Here is a 16,977-nt window from a genome sequence, read left to right as displayed (position 1 = left end):
GGCGCATCACTGGCAAGCCAGCCGTTCCGGCGCAAGTCAACGCGCCGTCGTCGTGACCCTCGTTACCTAAATGTGACTTAAGCGCGAGACTCCTGTAGCGTTTTTAGAGTGCGGCAACCGTTATAGCCGCATATCCGGATGGACGCCAAACTCTGCCGCTACCCGGATTTCCTCATGATTAGGCAGAGGCGGGGGACCCAGGTCTCCGGGCATTTTGCATAGCCGCCCTCGGGGTGAAGCCGACACGTGAAGTTCCGTGCGGCCGGATGACCTCATCCGAACCCGACAGCTAACTCCGCCGGCATCGAGAGGCAACCATGACTAAATCCACGCTAGAAGTACGTCCGGAGCGCGCTTCCGACGAGTCCAAGGCGCCTGCCGAACGCTCACGCCACCGCGCCGAACCAGCCACCACCGCGTCGCCAATGTCCCGGATTGCTGCCGGATTGCAGGGCTCAGGCCGGCGGGCCGCAGTAGTAGCCACGGCCTGCGCCGTCCTGATCGGCGTCGGCGCCGCCGGCCAGGCCTCAGAACCTGCAGCCCCGGCAACATCTGCAACGGGCGAAGCCAGCGCCGCTACCGCAAACGCCGAGTCGAAGCTCGCGTTCGAAAAGATCCTGGTCTCCGCCATGCCCGCCCCGGCCTCTGTCAGCCTGACAGCGCAGTCGTCCGACGCGCAACCGGCATCCGAGGAGAAGTCCGCACCGGAAGCACCGGCACCCGCGCCTGCACCTGCACCGGCTGCGGCCCCCGCACCGGCTCCTGCCCCGGCACCGCCTGTAGCCGTCGACGATCCCGCAGCTGCCCAGGCGTATGCCGCATCGCAGCTCGGTACTTACGGCTGGGCGGCTGACCAGATGCAGTGCCTGACCACGCTGTGGACCAAGGAATCGGATTGGAAGACCACTGCCACGAATGCCAGCAGTGGCGCCTACGGCATTGTCCAGTCCCTGCCGGCCGAGAAGATGGCCAGCGCCGGGTCCGACTACCTGACCAACTTCCGCACCCAGATCAATTGGGGCCTGAACTACGTCAAGGAACGGTACGGCTCCCCCTGCGGCGCCCTGAACTTCCACTACGCCAACAACTGGTACTAAGCCGGCGCATCTTCGCCAGGCTTGGTCTGCATGAGCCGGAGGCCCCGAATCCACGTGGTTCGGGGCCTCCGGCTGTCTGACAGCACATTTCTCCCGCTGGTTCGCCCGTGTCCCTACCCTCATTCCTGGAGCCACAAGGTTTTCACAAGGTTGTGGAGTGACTCTGGGTCGCCGCCGCTTTCAATCGTCTTCCAAGCGGCTGCCGGCCCCAGGGCCGTCGTCAAGATGCAGGGAGCACAACAATGAAAAAATGGTTAGTTCCGACGGCCGTCCTGGCCTCAATTTTCGCAGCCGCCGCTCCGGCCGCGGCTGCGCCTTCCGGCCCGCCGCATCCACCGCTTCAAACTGAGTACATCTTTCACTGCGGCCAAGCCGCAGGTGGCTTCGACATCGAAGCCACCGTGACCGGGCGGGTCAAGGACATCGTTATCCCGGGGGACAGAGTCATTTCCGTAGCCCCGAACCTCAACGTGACCCTGACTAACGATGCCGGTGAGACGGTTAGTTATGTCATCACGGGCGCGTCCCACATCCAATTCGTGCCCACCGCCACGGATCCCGACAGCGTCGAATTCAAGTCGACCGGCCGGAACCTCCTTTCATTCGCCGATACGGACCAGGCTGGCGAGGACGTTTCCGGTGTGGTGCTCGTATCGGGCAACTTCAACTTCGCCGTCACCGGGGACTTCCAAACGGAAATCCGGAGGTACTCGGGACCTGGCACGGTCATCGACGTCTGCGCCGTACTGGCCCCCTAACGAACCCAACCGCGGCGGCGGTGCGTCCACCAATGGCGGTGGGCGCACCGCCGCCGTTTCCTTGCACGCTTCCGCACCCGGCAAATCCCACAGCAGCTGCACAGCTTTGGCCTAAATCCTTCATATGCGCCGGTCCCATAGTGGAACCATGACGCTCACAGACCAGTCCGCGGGAACACTGCTCCAACTGCCATCGCAGCCGCGGGCCGCCGTCGACGTCCCGCCCGGCAGCGTTTCGCCGCCCGCAACGGGGAACACCCGCCGTGCCCCGATCGACACCAGGACCGCGGGGGATTCAGGAACCGCCATCCCCGTCCTTGATGTTGTCCTCCCGGTCTACAACGAGGAACGGGACCTGGAGCGGTCCCTGCGGCGACTGCACAACTATCTGCTCGGCACCTTCCCGCACCCGTTCCGGATTACCGTGGCCGACAACGCCAGCACCGACAGCACTCTTAAGGTGGCTGAGCGCATCGCGCGTGAACTCCGCGAAGTCAGCGTGGTGCGGCTTGCCGCAAAAGGGCGTGGCAACGCCCTTCGCACCGTTTGGCTGGCTTCGCCCTCACCCGTGCTGGCCTACATGGACGTGGATCTTTCCACCGATCTGGCAGCGCTCGCCCCTTTGGGGGCGCCACTCATTTCCGGGCACGCCGATCTGGCCATCGGAACCCGGCTGGCGCGCGCTTCCCATGTGGTCCGCAGCCCTTGGCGTGGTTTCATTTCACGCGGCTACAACCTTCTGCTGCACGCGCTGATGGGTGCACATTTCAGCGATGCGCAGTGCGGATTCAAGGCAATTCGCGCAGATGTTGCCCGCCGCATCCTTCCGCACACGGCGGACAACGAGTGGTTTTTCGACACCGAGCTGCTGATCGTGGCGGAAAAATGCGGACTCCGCGTGCACGAGGTTCCGGTTGACTGGACATGCGGTGCCGACGCGGGCGTGGACCTGCTGCACACGGCCCTCGCAGACCTCCGCGGGATGGGCCGCCTTATCCGGGACTTGGCGGCGGACCGCATTCCGGTGCGGGAGCTTCGTTCCGAACTCGCCCAGGTTTACGCCCCCGTCGCTACGGCGGCTACGCTTCCCTGAGCCACGCCATGGCTGCCGTGGGGCAGGTGAAATAGCGCGTTGGTGCGGCAGGAGCGTTGATGCTGAGGAAGAAATTGGCCATGGCCCGGTCCACCGGGGACGATCCGAGGAGCGCCACCCTCGCTACGGTGCTGGGGCGGGCAAAGACGCGCCGGGCCCCCCGGCTCATGGACGCCGTCGCAGCCATATCCACCAGCATCGGAAACGAACGCCCGCGGCTCAGGTCATTGACGGCTGCCATGACAGCCAAGGCAGCTTCCTCGCAAATAGCCAGGCCTGGAATCCATTGCACATGCAAAACGCCGGTGCGCAGCTGAACAATGCCTCTGTCGCCGGCAATCGGGATCTCGGTCATCCTATCCCCCCAAGATAGTTTCAGACGTCCCTCCCGAGACTAATGGACCGAAAACCGGTTTGGGGTCAGAACCGGAAGGAAATCCTCCTGGCACCGGAATCGTCCATGTCCGTGGTCACGGACACGCCGGAGTAGTCCGCAAGGTGCAGAACACCGTCCGGCAGGGGGCCGGTATTGGGACCGATGGCCACGGTCCGGATTCCGGCGGCCAGTCCGGCCGCAATGCCCGCGGGGGCATCCTCAAAGACAAGCGCGTCGGCCGGGTCCACACCGAGCAGTTCGGCGGCCCGGAGGTAGCCTTCCGGGTGCGGCTTGCCCCGGGTGACGAGGTCGGCCGTGACTGCGGTGGCCGGCATGGCCAGTCCCGCGGCGCCCATCCGGATGTCGGCAAGGATCCGGTCGGCGGAAGTCACCAGCGCCACGGCATCTGCCGGGAGGCTGCGCAGCAGGTCGGCGGCTCCGGGCAGCGCAACGATGCCCTCGGTCCGAACCCGTTCCATGGCGCCGAGCTCCGCGGTCAGGGCCACAACATCGGCGCCGACAGGTGCAAACCGCCGAACGGTGTCCCCTGCCTGGACGCCATGGGAGGTGTGGAGGATCTCGGCGATGTCCAGGCCGTAACGGGCCGCAAACTCGCCCCATACCTGCTCCACGACGGCTGTGGAGTCGACCAGGGTGCCGTCCATGTCGAACAGCACGGCCTTGGCGGAGATCGTGGCGACAGGCGATGCGGCGATGCGCGGTACGGCGGCTTTTGGGCGGAAGCTCATGCTTCCATCCTGCCCCACCCGGGGCGAAGCCGGATTCTGTGACTTATCCGTTCGGGCGGTGGGGGATGTATTGGACGGCCCATTTGTTGCCGTCCGGGTCAGCGAAATGCACGAAATGACCCCAAGCCTGAATGTCGATGTCGCTGACGTCAACGCCGTTGTCCTTGAGCTGCTTGTGCGCTGCCTGGATGTCGCTGACCACCAACTGCAGGCTTGGAGCGGTGCCGGGCGGGGCATCGTTCAAGCCTTCGCCGATGGCGATCGAGCAGCCGGAGCCCGGCGGAGTCAGTTGGACGAAACGGATGCCCTCCATGGGCCGTTCGTCGTAGTCGGCGTTGAAGCCCACCTTATTGACGTAAAAATCCTTGGCACGGTCCACGTCGGACACAGGGACAAACACCAGTTCAAGTTTCCAGTCCATGGGCCACAGGCTAGCGGCGGCCGCCGAAAACCGGAAGGGGGCAAGCGCCTCGCTGCCCCGGCTCCCCTTCACCGTAGACCCGGCCCGCTGCCTCGTTAGCCGGCGATGCCGTAGAGGCGGTCGCCGGCGTCCCCGAGTCCGGGCACGATGTAGGACTTCTCGTTGAGTTTCTCGTCAATGGATGCCAGGACGATGGTCACGTTCGCGTCCGCGAGTTCTTCTTCCAGCTTGGCAAGGCCCTCCGGCGCTGCCAGGAGGCAGATGCAGGTCACGTCCGAGGCACCGCGCTTGAAGAGGAACTTGATGGCTTCGCGCAGCGTGCCGCCAGTGGCGAGCATGGGGTCCAGGACAAAGATCTGCCGGTCCGTCAGGTTCTCCGGCAGGCGCTCCGCATACGTGATGATGTCCAGGGTTTCCTCGTCACGGGCCATGCCCAGGAAACCGACCTCGGCCGTGGGCACAAGCTTGGTCATGCCCTCGAGCATGCCGAGGCCTGCGCGGAGGATAGGGACCACGAGGGGCGTGGGCTTGGTGAACGCGGTGCCGATGGTGGTGCTGACGGGCGTTTCGATCGTGACGGGCTCGGTGCGGACGTCCCGGGTTGCCTCATAGGCGAGAAGGGTGACGAGTTCCTCGGTGAGCTGCCGGAAGACCGGAGAAGGGGTGTTCTTGTCCCGCAGAACGGTGAGCTTGTGAGCGACCAGCGGGTGGTCCACGACGAGTGTGCGCATGGGTCAAAACTATCACCCGGAGGTGGTGTCCCGGCCCCGTGATCCGTGGGGCTCCTCCGGGTGGCCCTCGCCCCTGTGGGCGCCATGGCGGGCGCCAAGTTCCTCCCGGAGCACCGGGTGGTCGAACGTCGGGGCGGGCCCGGCATGCTCGCGGTGCCGCATCACATGGAAGAGTCTGTGGGCCAGGATCACGATTCCCACCCAGGCGAGGCCCAGGAGCCACCCGGCGATGACATCGGTCAGCCAGTGATGGCCGAGGAATACCCGGCTCAGGCCCATGGCAATGATGAAGATCGAACCAGCCGTGATGATGGACACCCGCGCAACGGTCCGCTGGATCTGCAGGCAGGCCAGATAGACCACCAGTCCGATCACCACGGTGGTGTTGAGTGTGTGCCCGCTGGGGAACGAAGGCGAGGATTCATAGGGCGGAACAGCGTCTGCATGATCCGGCCGGGTGCGGCCAAAGAGCTTCTTGCCAAAGGTGGTTGCGGAGACCGAAACAGCCGCGGCGCCGCCCACCAGGATGAGGGGCCGCCAGGTGCGCCCGGCCCACGTCAGCCAGGCCGTCAGGATGCTGCCGACGATCGGCATGCCGATCCCGCCGCCGACATTGGTGAAGGCAGTGACGGCGGAATTGAGCCAGGGGGTCCGGAGGTCCTCAGACAGCGCCAGCGCAGGCTTGTCCAGGTTGGCCAGGCCGGCCTCATCCACCACGTTGTCGTAGACTTCGGCGCCCATCACTGCCAGCGCCACCACGATCACGCCGCCAATCAGCATGGTGATCCAGAGGGCGGCGTACGGCACAACCCACCGCCCCCACCGGTCGGTAATGCGGTCAGTCAAGGTTTTCACTACGTCTCCCGAGCTCATCCGTCGTCTGCGCCTGCCGTACCTTCGAAACTATCATTGAGCCATGACTTCCCCGGAGCCGCGCCATGCCCAATGGATGGGCCTTGCCCTCGCCGAGGCACGGCGGGCGCTGGGCACCGAAGACGTGCCCATCGGCGCCGTCGTCATCGGGCCCGACGGCGGAGTCCTGGGTACAGGGAGGAACGAACGGGAAGCGCACGGTGATCCCACCGCGCACGCCGAGATGGTGGCTATCCGCGAGGCGGCCGCCCGGCTCCAGGCGCTGGGACAGGCAAACGGCGGCCGAGGCGACGGCTGGCGGCTCGCGGACTGCACGCTCGTGGTGACCCTGGAGCCCTGCGCGATGTGCGCCGGCGCCATCGTCCTTGCCCGGATTCCACGGGTGGTGTTCGGGGCATGGGACGAGAAGGCGGGGGCTGCGGGATCCGTGTTCGACATCCTTCGCGAACGCCGCCTCAACCACTGGGTGGAGGTCTACGCCGGAGTCCGCGAGCAGGAGTGCGCCACCCTGCTCCGGGATTTCTTCGCCGGACACCGGCAGGTCAGCTAGCCGGCATTTGCCGCGTCCAGGGCGTCAATCCGCTCCTGCCGCGACGCCGGCGAGTCGAGGCTGAAGGCACGGAAATCACCCAGGTCCGCACGAATCCAGGACTCCACCTCATCGATCCGTTGCAGCACCCCGGGCGTGGGGCCGGCGAACAGCCAGTGGGCTATCCGCTGCCCCTCGGGATCGTACTGCCAGAGCCCAATGATCCGGCCGCGGTCCAGGATCGGGTGGTCCGGCAGGTCGGCCTGCTGCGCCAGAGTTGCGCCGAGCAGCTCCGCGTCCCCGTCCCGGTCTCCGAACAAGTCCGCGGCGTTCCGCCGCTGCATCACGAGCGAGTCCGTCCCGGCAAGGAGCTGGATCTGTTCCTCGGCCGGCAATTCGAAAGCGGCGAGGCGCTCGACGTCCTCGGGCAGCATCCACAGCGCTTCGCCTTTGGCCGCAGGGTGGACGGTGGGCAGCTCGACTGCCCCGACGGCGGCCAGCGCTGCTTTGCTCTGGGCGACCGTGAACCCGGAGAACCACTGCGACTGCCTGAGCGTGGAGCCGCCGGTCCAGCCCAAGTACTTGCGGATCAGCTCTGTGCGGGCGGCATCGATGCCCAACGGGCTCGGCGGCAGGTCCCACAGCGTGTAGGCGTAGCGCTGCTGGTCGAGACGACCGTTGGCGGAGACGCGGCGGATCCGGCCGTCGCGCTGCAGCAGGCCAAGGGCGGTGGGGAGGGTGGTGGATACGCCCTGCCTCTTCCCTTCCTCGCCCAGGCTCCGGACGGAATCACCCAGCTCGTCCTTGAGCTGTTTCGGATCCAGCGGGCGGCCAGCCTCGGCCAGGGCATGCAGCACCTGCTCCTCAAGCAGCGTGAGTTCACCGCGGTCCACCCCCAGCCTGCCAAGCACTTTGAAGACTTCGGCGGAATCCTTGCCCAGCATCAACGCCCACGCGAAGTCCTCCGCGCCCAGGATGTAAGTGCACCCGCGTGCGCTGGGGAGTTCGGAGATCCGCAGCGCAAGGACGTCGGCATCAACCTGTTCGCGCCGGATTCCGGCGCGGGCGAACAGCGTGAGGTAGGGGTTGGCGCCGCCCAGGGAACGTGCCCAGCCGGCGCTGGACAGCACCTCGGCAGAGCTCTGGCCGGCGAGGCTACCGTCGAGTCCTTGACGGTGCCAAGCCCAGGCACGGAGGCGTTCGGCGGTGAGAGTCCCTGCAGGCGGAGTCTCGACGGTGAGCGGCTCGCTGGTCATAGCGGCCATTGTCCATCAGCCGGCGCGTCAACGGAATGAGGCGGGACCATTCAGTTCCCGGGTCCGCTTGCGGCAATGGCGTCCAGCACGGTCCTGGCTGTGACGTCCCAGCCCGGCAGCCGGGTCCGCGCAGCCAGCGCCGCGTCACGCCAGCGGGAGCGAAGCCCGGGATCTGTTAGCCAGGTGCGCAGTGCCGCTTCCATCGGGGCAGGGTCCGCGCCGAGCACGACGGCGGCGCCCGGCAGATTGGGCGGCCCGCCGTCGTCGGGGGCTTCCGATCCGCCAGGCGACCCGGCCGCGAGCGCCTCGACCGCGCCGGTGCCGTCCCTGACCACTACCGGGATCCCGCGGGCCAGGGATTCGGTGACCACCATCCCGTACGCCTCTGCCCGTGAAATGAGCAGGCTGAGATCCGCCCGGCCCCACTCCGCATCGAGGGTCGGCCCGCTGAGCTCCCCCGGGACTGAGACCCGCTCCGTCAGCCCCAGCCTGATGACGGCACCCCGGACGGACTCCGCATACGCGGGATCTGCCGAATCGGATCCCACCAGGGACGCGGTCCAGGGCAGGTCCCTGATCCCCGCGAGCGCCTCCAGCAGCAGGAGCTGGTCCTTGTTCGGCAGGAGGGCTGCCACGGCTATGAGGTGCGGCGGGCTGGAACCGGCGGCCAGGGGAGCGGCGGACGTGCCCGGAAGCGCTATATGGATCCGGGCCGGGCTTCGCTCGGCCGAACTGTGGCGGCCCCGGAGCTCGGCGGCCGCCGTCGAACTCGCGCAGATGACGCCAGCCGCGGCAGCCAAGGCCATCCCCTCCCGATCCGCGTGCCCGGGCAACGTCATGTGCACGAGGATCCAGGCCGGTCTTCCGGCGGCGGCGGCCGCTTCCAGTGCCTCCGGCGCACCCAGCGCAACGAGTCCATCCACGATGGTGACCCGCGCGCTGGAAGGCGCCGGGGACGTGGCACCGCCGTCGCCGAGCAGCATTCCGGCCAGCCGCCGTCGTTCTTCCTCGCGGCCCACCGGCCAGTGGCCGTCAACGGGGCAGATTTCCACGTCCATTCCGAGGGCGGTGAGCCCGCGGGTCAGTGCGGAGTTGTAGGCGTTGCCCCCTGAGTTGTGCCGCACATTGCCCGGAACGATCAGCCGGATCGCCGCCCTGCTAGCGCCGGACGCAGTCATCAGCCGCTATTCGGCGTCGAAGTCAAGGGAGAACGACGCCCAGGCGTCCGGATTCTCGCGCAGGGTGACGGCCAGGCCGGCCAGCTCCCGCCCGTCCTCGTTGCCGCGGACCTTGGCCGCCACAGCCTCGGCAATGTATTGCGCCAGCGCCTCGGTGGTGGTCAGCTTCCCCGCAAAGTCAGGGTGCTCGTCCAGATTCTTGTAGTTCAGGCCGGCCAGCACTTCTTCAATGAGCCCGCCGGCCGCCCCGATGTCCAGGACGATTGAATCGTCGTTCAGCGCCCGACGGCGGAAGGTCACCTCCGCAACGAAGGTGGCCCCGTGCAGGCCCTGGGCAGGTCCGAAGACCTCGCGGGGAAGGCTGTGGGCAATCATGAAGTGGCGGCGGACGGTCAGGCTGAACAAGGGCTACCTCGTGTCTTCGTCGGGATGTTCGGCAGGGTATTCAATCACGTGGCAGAGTGCGTCCAGGCGCCCGTCGGCCAGTTCGTGGACGACGGCGGGAAGTTCCGCAAAGGGTGACGTCCCCGTCAGGAACGTGTCGTAGACGGGATCGCTGAGCAGGGACACGGCGAGCGCGAGGCGGTCTGCGTTGGTCCGGCGGTGGCGGCGGGCGCGGGCCACCACGCCCACCTGGCTGGCGCGGATGGAAAGCCGGCGGGCGTGAAAGTCCTCCCCCAGCGGAATGGTGACTTTGCGGTCGGCGTACCAGGACATCTCGATGACGTCCCCTTCGTCGCCCACTAGCTGAAGGCTCCGTTCGAGCCCTTCCTGCGATGCTGAACAATGGATGACGATGTCGCAGTCGGCCAGGGCGTCGTCGGGGTGGCTGAATTCGACGCCGAGGGCGTCGGCGAAGGCACGCTTCCCGGGATCGACGTCGATGAGTTGGAGCCGTTGCAGCGGGAAGGTACGCAAGAGCGTGGCCACCATGCCGCCGACGAGTCCGGCGCCCACCACTGCCACGCGGTCGCCCAGGCGCGGCCCGGCCTCCCACAGCGCGTTGACGGCGGTTTCCACAGTTCCCGTGAGCACGGCCCGGCGGGCCGGGACATTCTCCGGGACCACGGTCAGGGACTCGACGGGAACAACGTAGCGGTCCTGGTGCGGGTGCAGGCAGAACACCGTGCGGCCCACCCATTCGTCGGGGCCTGCTTCCACTATCCCCACGGAGAGGTAGCCGAACTTCACCGGCGAAGGGAAGGAGCCCTCCTGAAGCGGGGCCCGCATTTGTTCGGCAACCCTCGGCGGCACCTGGCCGCAGTGAACCACCGTTTCGGTGCCTTTGCTGATTCCCGAGTACAGGGCACGGACCAAAGCTTCGCCGGGACCCGGTGCGGGCAGCTCCTCGGTGCGGAGCTCGCCTTTTTCGTGGCCGACGGTCCAATAGGACCGGGCCTGTGAACCGGCTTGTGACCGGGCTTGGGAGTGCGGCTGGGAGTTGATCATCTTGCTTATGAATCTAGTCCCCGGCGCGTGCGTGGGGAAGACGTTCACTGCCCGGCGCGCCCTCGTTTTGGGGAAGGGCGCCTTGCTCCGGTAACCTATTCAGGTTGGTGACGTGTCCGAGCGGCCGAAGGTGCAACACTCGAAATGTTGTTTGGTGTCAAAGCCAACGTGGGTTCAAATCCCACCGTCACCGCCAAGTAGCGAAGCCCCGGGTTTTCTTCGATGAAAACCCGGGGCTTTTGCTTTGCCCGGACTACCCTTCGGTAGGTGTCGCCCCGTGCCCGATGGCGACGGACGGGGAAGGACTCCTAATGGTGGGACCTGGCTCGGATGATCCCGGCTGATAGCCCTGCAGCCGCTATCAGGGATCCAAGCATGATGGCTACGCCTGAGAAGTAGTCAGTGATCGTCATTTCGGTACACCTTCCATCTAGTGGTGTATCGAAGCTACCCATGCAAACGTCCGCGAGGCGCAGGATCGCCGAAAGATTTGCTCACAATTGGGACACGGAACAGGCGGCGCGTCCCGCCTCGGTCCCTTGTGCTGCCGCCACCGGGCGGACACCATGGTGGGACACCTTTCAACGGCACCAGGGAGCGGGCTCAATGTTGCGAATGCTGATAATTGGTCCTCCGGGCTGCGGAAAAGGTACCCAGGCGGACCGCTTATCGCGGCACCTCGGCATCCCGGGTGTGTCCACCGGCGATGTGTTCCGTGAGCATGTGAAGAACCTGACGCCGCTGGGTCAGGAGGTCAAGGAGCATCTGGACGGGGGCGACCTCGTGCCGGACGGCCTGACAAACCGCATGGTGCGGGACCGCCTGGAGCAGGCCGACGTGCAGGATGGATTCCTGCTGGACGGATATCCCCGCAACACAGCCCAGCTGGCTGAACTGGACACGATTCTTACCGCCGCCGGGCAGTCCTTGGACGTCGCACTGCAATTGACGGCCGACGACACCGAGCTGGTCCGCCGGGTCCTCCAACGCGCCACCGTTACCGGACGCAGCGACGATACCGAGGAGGTCATCCGGCACCGCCTGAAGCTGTACTACCGGGAGACGGAGCCGGTGGCAGAGATGTATTCCGAGCGCGGGATCCTCCTGAGCGTGGACGGCATGGGCAGCGAAGACGAGGTCTTCGGCCAGTTGCTGGCGGCCCTCCGCGCCTCGTTCCCCGCCGCCGTCGCCGAAGCGGGCCCGGCTACCCCGCACTGAGCGGCGCCGGCGGCTACGGAGCGTCCAGGCTACGGAGCGTCGGGGCGCTGGTCTCCCTTGTGGCCGCGCAGGTTGTCCTGGACCTTGCCGAAGAGATCCTTGATGGTGGACTCCGTATTCGTAAGCATGTCCGGCTGGACGTAGACATCCTGCGTCGGAGGCAGGCTGTAATGGGACTGCAGGCCGCCCGCGCCGTCAACGCCGTCCAGCGCGATGGTCACCCCGCCCTCTTTGCGCGCAATGGCCCCGATCCGGCCGAACACCAGCGTGAACTCGTCCGGCTGGAAGCTGACCGTGTGCCCGACGTGCGTCCGGTTAAGCTCGCCCGCCGCAACCGCTTTCTCGTTGCCCGTACCTGCATAGTCCATGGTTGTCTCCTTGAGGTTGGCTGCGTATGCCAGCAGTCTAGGCCGGGCTCCGGGTGCGGCATAGGGGGTTGCTGGGCGCCTGCACAATTCGCTCCGCCCCGCCTCGGCACTTCATCCATTGAGTGGCCCCGCTGCCGGCGGCTTAGATGGATCAGGTCGGCGCTGACCACCAGTTGACGGCACCGGGAATCAACCAGGCTTCAGAAACGGCATCGGGGACCATCGTGACTTTGCAGGACAATTCGGTGAGCAGCACTACAGGCTCGGACGCCGCGCAGCAGGCCACCTCCGGCACCACGCACTGCGACGACGACTGCCACTATTGCTCGGGCCCCGAAACAGACTAGCCGGGCTATCACCTTCCCCCGCTAGAATTACAGGCAACGAACCGAACCGAGGGAGGACTCCGTGCGCACTCACCACGCCCGGACTCCTTTCCATTCCCTCCGCGCGGCCATGGTCGCCGCGACGATAGTTACCCTCGCAGCTGCAGCCCACGTCCTTGGCGGCGGCGAACTGCCGGCACCCGGCATCATGGCAGCCGTCCTGGCCCTCACCGGATTGGCGGCCACCGCGGCCACCCGGCTCAAACTGAACTTCCCCGCAATGGCTTCGCTACTGGGAGCCGGGCAACTGGTCCTCCATGAGGCGTTCAGCGCCTTCAGCTCTCCGGCCGGCACCGGACAGCCCGCCGCCCCGGGACACCACTCCACTGCATGGCCGCCAGGCATCACGCTGGACACCGCCGGCAGCACCGCCAGCCACCTGCACCAGTTCGATTCCGCCTGGACTGCCGGCCTGATGCTGGCCGGACACGCCCTGGCCACGCTCGCCTGCGCCCTCCTGCTGGCCAAGGGCGAAGCTGCCCTGTGGTCGCTTGCGGCGTGGCTCCGGCCACTCGTTCAACTTCCCGAAGCGGCCATGCCCGACGTCGTCGCGGCACCTGCCGACGCCAGCTGGCCGTCCGATTGGGCTCCTCTCCCCTGGCGAAACCTCAGGGCCGACTGCCTGCGCGGCCCACCCGCCGTCGTCGTGCTTTAACTTTCCTGACACTTTTTTCCCGGCTCCGCCCTGCCTGCTGATCCGTCCGTTTCCGGGCGGTGTCCGACAGTCGCCCGGACGCCCAATCCTTAGTTTTGTGCACCGCTGTTAGTGCGACGTGCACCCTTGAAAGGCCCCCAATGAAAAAGTCTTCTTCACGCCTGTCCTTCCGCCGCACCCTCTCCGTTACGGCTGCGGCCGGCGGCACCGCAGCCCTCATGCTGGCGGGAGTCACGGCTGCCTCCGCACACGTCGGCGTCACACCGGACAAGACCGACGCCAACTCCTACGCACTGCTCACCTTCGGGATCCCGCACGGCTGCGACGAATCGGGCACCACCAAGGTGACCATCACGCTGCCCGACGAGCTCAACGACGCCCAGCCCACGGTGAACCCGAACTGGACCGTGGAGAAAGTGGTGGAGCAGCTGCCCGAACCGAAAAAGCTGGCCGACGGCGCCACCATCACCAAGCGGACCAGCAAGATTGTCTACACCGCCAAGGCTCCGCTGAACCCCGAGCTGCGGGACGCCCTGGTGCTCTCGGTCAAGCTCCCCGACACCGCCGGCAAGACCCTCCATTTCCCCACCTTGCAAAACTGTGAACAGGGGCAGACGGACTGGTCCGAGATCGCCAAGGACGGCCAGGACCCGCACTCGCTCAAGGCGCCTGCGCCCTCGCTCACCGTCACGGCCGCCGCGGACGACGGACACGGCAGCCATGCGTCGGCGTCGACAGACACAGCGGCAGACACCGCCCGGGCCTCCTCTGTGACGGGCTCCGGCGCGGACGACGGATCGCAGGCACGCAGCTGGGCGGGCCTGGTGGCCGGCGTCGGAGGACTCGCCCTGGGCGGGGTGGCGCTGATCCGCAGCCGGAAACCCGCCGCAGCCGCCGCTTCAGGAACCCCCTCGGAACCCGGAAAGTAACGCACCGGATTGGTGCCCGGAAATCACAATCCGGGCATCAATCCGCTGCAGCGGTCGTGGCATCGTTGACTCAGGCAACGGCGGGCATAAAGTGTGACCCATGAGGTCTCAGCCAATCAAAAACGGACTTGCCATCGCGACGGCGGTTGCGGCCGCCGCCTTCCTGCTCACCGCATGCGGGCCCAGCCAGCCGCAGCCCCAGGGAACCTCCGCGGGCGCTTCCACTTCCAGCGCCCCGCCCGCCACGTCCACCCCGGCCGACAGCCAGGCGGCCAGCACTCCGGCGTCGTCCTCGTCGGCGACGTCGCCGTCGTCCGCGGGACCGTCACGGTGCAAGGCAGCCAACCTGACGGTGTCATCGGATTCCTCAGGTGGCGGCGCCGCCGGCAGCGTCTATTCCAAGCTCATCCTTACCAACTCCGGGACCGAACCCTGCCTTCTGCGGGGCTTCCCGGGAGTGTCCCTCACCGCAGACGCCAACGGCGCCCCCATCGGTGCCCCCGCCCGGCAGGACGGGTCCTCGTCCGTTGCAGACGTCCTGCTTGCTCCGGGGCAGGCCGGAGCCGCGGACATGCGCTACACGCAGGCAGGAAATTACACCTACTGCACGCCTACGGAGGCTGCCGGCTACCGGATCTATCCGCCGGAGGAGACCGCCTCGCTGTTCCTCGCCGAACCCCGGACCGCGTGCAGCAACGACGCGATCGAACTGCTGACCATCGGGGCGTTCCACGCCCGGTAGGGCCTGCCGGGACTTCCCGAACCTACGCCCGAAATTCCCGCAACTTTGCGGGCGCATCGCGGGAGAACGCAACCCCGAACCCGATCAGCGCCGAGCCCAGAAAGAGGTGCAGCCAGTTGTCGGCGCTGTTCACGGGGAGGATGTTCACGGGCGAGTCCATTGCCAGGAACTGCCCGACGGTCCAAAGGACCATGTAGGCGACCCCCGCGCCGATGAGGAAATTCCGGGCCGGCAACGGGCGCCGTGACATCAGCACACCTGCCACTCCTGACAGCAAGTGGATGAGGTTGTGGAGGGCGGACACTTGGAAGACCCCAAGGAGCATGGCCTCCGAGCCGTGTCCGGCAAACGCCAGCGTGCCATAGTTTGCGGTGATGCCCGGGATGAAACCCAGCACGCCCAGCACAAATACCGCCGCCCCCGCGATAAGTGATGACTTCTGGACGTTCTTCCGCAAACCGAATCGGGCCCTGGCGGCTTCGGATGTTTTCATGGTGCCGCTCCTGTTCCCCGGTCACGCTGCTCATGACATGATAAGTCTACTTATGAACCCCTTCGGAGTCCCGCCGCTAGCGCCACGGCATGGGTCTTCGGGGACCGGGAAAGGCAGGCAGGACTGTGACCTCGCTTTGGTTGGACCGTAACCACTCCTTCCGCAGCGACCAGTTCCATCCCCGCAGCACGGTTGACACCGTGGTGGCAGGGGCCGGGCTGACCGGGCTGGTGGCCGCTTTGCTGTTGGCCCGGTCCGGCAAGAAAGTGCTGGTTGTCGAAGCCCGGAGCCCGGGCGCCGTCACCACCGGCAACACCACGGCGAAGGTTTCCCTGCTGCAGGGAACCGTGCTGTCGGCATTGCGCCAGCAGTATTCAGAGAAAGTGGTGGGTGCCTACGTCGAGATGAACCGCGAAGGCCAGGCATGGCTGCTCCGGTACCTGGCAGAGCGGAGTGTGCCGTTCCAGCATCGCGATGCCTACACCTACGCCACGTCCACGGACGGAACCGAAACCCTCCGCCTCGAATTGGCCGCTGCCCGGGCCGCCGGGATTGAGGCCGAGTACGTCACCGATCCCGGACTGCCTTTCCTTGTCAAAGGTGCCGTCCGTGTTCGCGGACAGGCCCAGATCCATCCCTTGGAAGTCATCGACGCCCTGGTGGACGACGTCCGCTCGCATGGCGGACAGATCGTCTCCGGCGTGCGGCTGAACGGACTCCGGGGACTGACGGGACCGGGTCCGGCGGTGGTCCAGACCGATCACGGCCCAGTTCGCGCCCGGGAGGTGGTGCTCGCCACCGGCACACCGGTCCTGGACCGCGGGCTCTATTTCGCCAAGCTCAAGGCCCTGCGGTCCTATGCTGCGGCGTTCGAACTGCCTGGGACAACCGCCGTGCCGGACGGCATGTTCCTTTCGGTTGAGCAGCCGGTCCGTTCCCTGCGCGACTACCCCGGCGACGGCCGCCGGCTGCTCCTGGTGGGTGGCAACGGACACCCTGTGGGCCGCGCCAGGTCAGCGCAGGCCTACCTCGACACCCTGGTTGAATGGACAACGGCCCAGTTCCCGGGTGCCAGCCTCACCCACTCCTGGTCCGCGCAGGACTACCAGGCCACCAACCTGATGCCGTTCTTCGGCAAGCTCCCGCGGGGGCAGGGCCGGGTCTATTTCGCCACCGGCTACAACAAATGGGGCATGACCAACGCCGTGGGTGCGGCGCTGGACATCACCGCCGACATCCTCGGCACGCGGCTCCCCTGGGCCAGCATCATCCACCACCGGGTCACGTCCCCGGCCGGGGCCGCCTCCGCGGTCTCCCTTAATGCTGCCGTTGCGGCCACCGTGGCACGGGACTGGGGGCAGGTGGGACTCAAGCGCCTGGATGAGTCGCGCGAGCCACCGCCTGAGGGGGCAGGCCGAGTGACCCGTCGCGGGCGGAAACCCGTAGCCGTGTCCACCGTCGACGGCGTCCGATGCCAACTGTCCGCCGCCTGCACGCATCTGGGCGGAATCGTGCGCTGGAACGACAGCGAAAAGTCCTGGGACTGCCCGCTGCACGGCTCCCGCTTCAGCAGCGACGGGACGGTGCTGGAAGGACCAGCCACCCGGAACCTCCGCCAGATTGACTGACCGGGCGGGACCGGTCCCGCTGCCGGCGCCGCCGGACGGCGGCGTGCC

At 66.8% G+C, this 16,977-nt stretch carries 21 protein-coding genes, 1 tRNA gene and 1 riboswitch; of the genes, 10 read left to right on the top strand and 12 right to left on the bottom strand.

All coding sequences use genetic code 11. The features are described from left to right. Positions 1-143 precede the first annotated feature (143 nt). Positions 144-318, top strand: a riboswitch (cyclic di-AMP (ydaO/yuaA leader). The 3 genes from AC07YR_RS08420 (at position 318) to AC07YR_RS08410 (ending at position 2,948) form a co-directional block, all read left to right on the top strand. After that, on the top strand, positions 318-1,097 hold the full coding sequence (locus AC07YR_RS08420) for an aggregation-promoting factor C-terminal-like domain-containing protein (protein ID WP_436056664.1): 780 nt from the start codon (positions 318-320) through the stop codon (positions 1,095-1,097). It overlaps the preceding riboswitch by 1 nt. A 242-nt stretch (positions 1,098-1,339) precedes the next feature. Further along, positions 1,340-1,855 carry a hypothetical protein gene (locus AC07YR_RS08415; RefSeq protein ID WP_436056663.1) on the top strand — a complete coding sequence of 172 codons (516 nt, stop codon included), beginning with the start codon at positions 1,340-1,342 and terminating at the stop codon, positions 1,853-1,855. A gap of 148 nt (positions 1,856-2,003) precedes the next feature. Next, positions 2,004-2,948 (top strand): dolichyl-phosphate beta-glucosyltransferase, encoded by a 945-nt coding sequence (locus tag AC07YR_RS08410; protein WP_494733687.1) that lies wholly within the window; start codon positions 2,004-2,006, stop codon positions 2,946-2,948. Here the strand turns inward: AC07YR_RS08410 and AC07YR_RS08405 are convergent. From AC07YR_RS08405 to AC07YR_RS08385, 5 genes are all read right to left on the bottom strand, one after another. Next, positions 2,935-3,303: a DUF7793 family protein gene (locus AC07YR_RS08405; RefSeq protein WP_436056661.1), complete on the bottom strand. Its 369-nt coding sequence runs from the start codon at positions 3,301-3,303 to the stop codon at positions 2,935-2,937. The genes AC07YR_RS08410 and AC07YR_RS08405 overlap by 14 nt on opposite strands. Before the next feature lie 65 nt (positions 3,304-3,368). Beyond that, positions 3,369-4,073 carry an HAD-IA family hydrolase gene (locus AC07YR_RS08400; RefSeq protein ID WP_436056660.1) on the bottom strand — a complete coding sequence of 235 codons (705 nt, stop codon included), beginning with the start codon at positions 4,071-4,073 and terminating at the stop codon, positions 3,369-3,371. A gap of 43 nt (positions 4,074-4,116) precedes the next feature. Then, the gene (locus AC07YR_RS08395) at positions 4,117-4,494 is read right to left on the bottom strand and encodes a glyoxalase superfamily protein (protein ID WP_055800750.1); all 378 of its coding nucleotides are present in this window, start codon (positions 4,492-4,494) and stop codon (positions 4,117-4,119) included. Positions 4,495-4,589: 95 nt separating this feature from the next. Continuing rightward, positions 4,590-5,225 (bottom strand): uracil phosphoribosyltransferase, encoded by a 636-nt coding sequence (gene upp / locus AC07YR_RS08390; RefSeq protein WP_055800753.1) that lies wholly within the window; start codon positions 5,223-5,225, stop codon positions 4,590-4,592. 12 nt (positions 5,226-5,237) lie between these two features. Beyond that, complete coding sequence (locus AC07YR_RS08385) at positions 5,238-6,005, bottom strand: phosphatase PAP2 family protein (RefSeq protein ID WP_436059250.1); 768 nt, start codon at positions 6,003-6,005, stop codon at positions 5,238-5,240. 136 nt (positions 6,006-6,141) lie between these two features. Between AC07YR_RS08385 and tadA the strand changes: the two genes are divergently transcribed. Further along, the gene (tadA, locus tag AC07YR_RS08380) at positions 6,142-6,648 is read left to right on the top strand and encodes a tRNA adenosine(34) deaminase TadA (RefSeq protein ID WP_055800759.1); all 507 of its coding nucleotides are present in this window, start codon (positions 6,142-6,144) and stop codon (positions 6,646-6,648) included. Here tadA and AC07YR_RS08375 read toward each other — a convergent pair. The 4 genes from AC07YR_RS08375 to AC07YR_RS08360 are packed head-to-tail and all read right to left on the bottom strand — an operon-like array spanning position 6,645 to position 10,510. Next, complete coding sequence (locus AC07YR_RS08375) at positions 6,645-7,883, bottom strand: DNA glycosylase AlkZ-like family protein (protein ID WP_494733686.1); 1,239 nt, start codon at positions 7,881-7,883, stop codon at positions 6,645-6,647. The genes tadA and AC07YR_RS08375 overlap by 4 nt on opposite strands. Positions 7,884-7,933: 50 nt before the next feature. Next, a complete protein-coding gene (locus AC07YR_RS08370; protein ID WP_494733685.1) occupies positions 7,934-9,061 on the bottom strand; it encodes a glycosyltransferase family 4 protein in 1,128 nt (375 codons plus the stop codon). A gap of 6 nt (positions 9,062-9,067) precedes the next feature. After that, positions 9,068-9,466: a 6-pyruvoyl trahydropterin synthase family protein gene (locus AC07YR_RS08365; RefSeq protein ID WP_436056656.1), complete on the bottom strand. Its 399-nt coding sequence runs from the start codon at positions 9,464-9,466 to the stop codon at positions 9,068-9,070. A gap of 3 nt (positions 9,467-9,469) precedes the next feature. After that, on the bottom strand, positions 9,470-10,510 hold the full coding sequence (locus AC07YR_RS08360; protein ID WP_494733684.1) for a zinc-dependent alcohol dehydrogenase: 1,041 nt from the start codon (positions 10,508-10,510) through the stop codon (positions 9,470-9,472). A gap of 106 nt (positions 10,511-10,616) precedes the next feature. Here AC07YR_RS08360 and AC07YR_RS08355 point away from each other — a divergent pair. Together AC07YR_RS08355 and AC07YR_RS08350 are read left to right on the top strand one after the other, a co-directional pair. Beyond that, positions 10,617-10,706 (top strand) — tRNA-Ser (locus tag AC07YR_RS08355). 410 nt (positions 10,707-11,116) lie between these two features. Next, entirely contained in the window at positions 11,117-11,728 is a 612-nt protein-coding gene (locus tag AC07YR_RS08350) for an adenylate kinase (protein WP_494733683.1), read from the top strand. Positions 11,729-11,757: 29 nt separating this feature from the next. Here AC07YR_RS08350 and AC07YR_RS08345 read toward each other — a convergent pair whose 3' ends face one another. Then, positions 11,758-12,096 (bottom strand): hypothetical protein, encoded by a 339-nt coding sequence (locus AC07YR_RS08345; RefSeq protein ID WP_055800810.1) that lies wholly within the window; start codon positions 12,094-12,096, stop codon positions 11,758-11,760. Between the two features lie 408 nt (positions 12,097-12,504). On the opposite strand from AC07YR_RS08345, the gene AC07YR_RS08340 reads away from it, so the two are divergent. Continuing rightward, entirely contained in the window at positions 12,505-13,137 is a 633-nt protein-coding gene (locus AC07YR_RS08340; RefSeq protein WP_494733682.1) for a hypothetical protein, read from the top strand. Positions 13,138-13,277: 140 nt separating this feature from the next. Next, positions 13,278-14,066: a YcnI family copper-binding membrane protein gene (locus AC07YR_RS08335; protein WP_494733681.1), complete on the top strand. Its 789-nt coding sequence runs from the start codon at positions 13,278-13,280 to the stop codon at positions 14,064-14,066. 108 nt (positions 14,067-14,174) lie between these two features. Here AC07YR_RS08335 and AC07YR_RS08330 read toward each other — a convergent pair whose 3' ends face one another. Beyond that, positions 14,175-14,402 (bottom strand): hypothetical protein, encoded by a 228-nt coding sequence (locus AC07YR_RS08330; RefSeq protein WP_494733680.1) that lies wholly within the window; start codon positions 14,400-14,402, stop codon positions 14,175-14,177. Between the two features lie 16 nt (positions 14,403-14,418). On the opposite strand from AC07YR_RS08330, the gene AC07YR_RS08325 reads away from it, so the two are divergent. Continuing rightward, positions 14,419-14,808 carry a DUF4232 domain-containing protein gene (locus AC07YR_RS08325; RefSeq protein ID WP_494733679.1) on the top strand — a complete coding sequence of 130 codons (390 nt, stop codon included), beginning with the start codon at positions 14,419-14,421 and terminating at the stop codon, positions 14,806-14,808. Between the two features lie 22 nt (positions 14,809-14,830). Here AC07YR_RS08325 and AC07YR_RS08320 read toward each other — a convergent pair whose 3' ends face one another. Then, positions 14,831-15,301 carry a DUF4383 domain-containing protein gene (locus AC07YR_RS08320; RefSeq protein WP_494733678.1) on the bottom strand — a complete coding sequence of 157 codons (471 nt, stop codon included), beginning with the start codon at positions 15,299-15,301 and terminating at the stop codon, positions 14,831-14,833. 125 nt (positions 15,302-15,426) lie between these two features. On the opposite strand from AC07YR_RS08320, the gene AC07YR_RS08315 reads away from it, so the two are divergent. Continuing rightward, positions 15,427-16,929, top strand: coding sequence for an FAD-dependent oxidoreductase (locus AC07YR_RS08315; RefSeq protein WP_494733677.1), 1,503 nt, complete (start codon positions 15,427-15,429; stop codon positions 16,927-16,929). Positions 16,930-16,977: the final 48 nt, after the last annotated feature.

The organism is Arthrobacter sp. GW460-12-1-14-TSB2, from assembly GCF_059423525.1.
The sequence above is the reverse complement of the archived record's forward strand: the minus strand, read 5'-3'. Positions and strand labels throughout refer to the sequence as shown.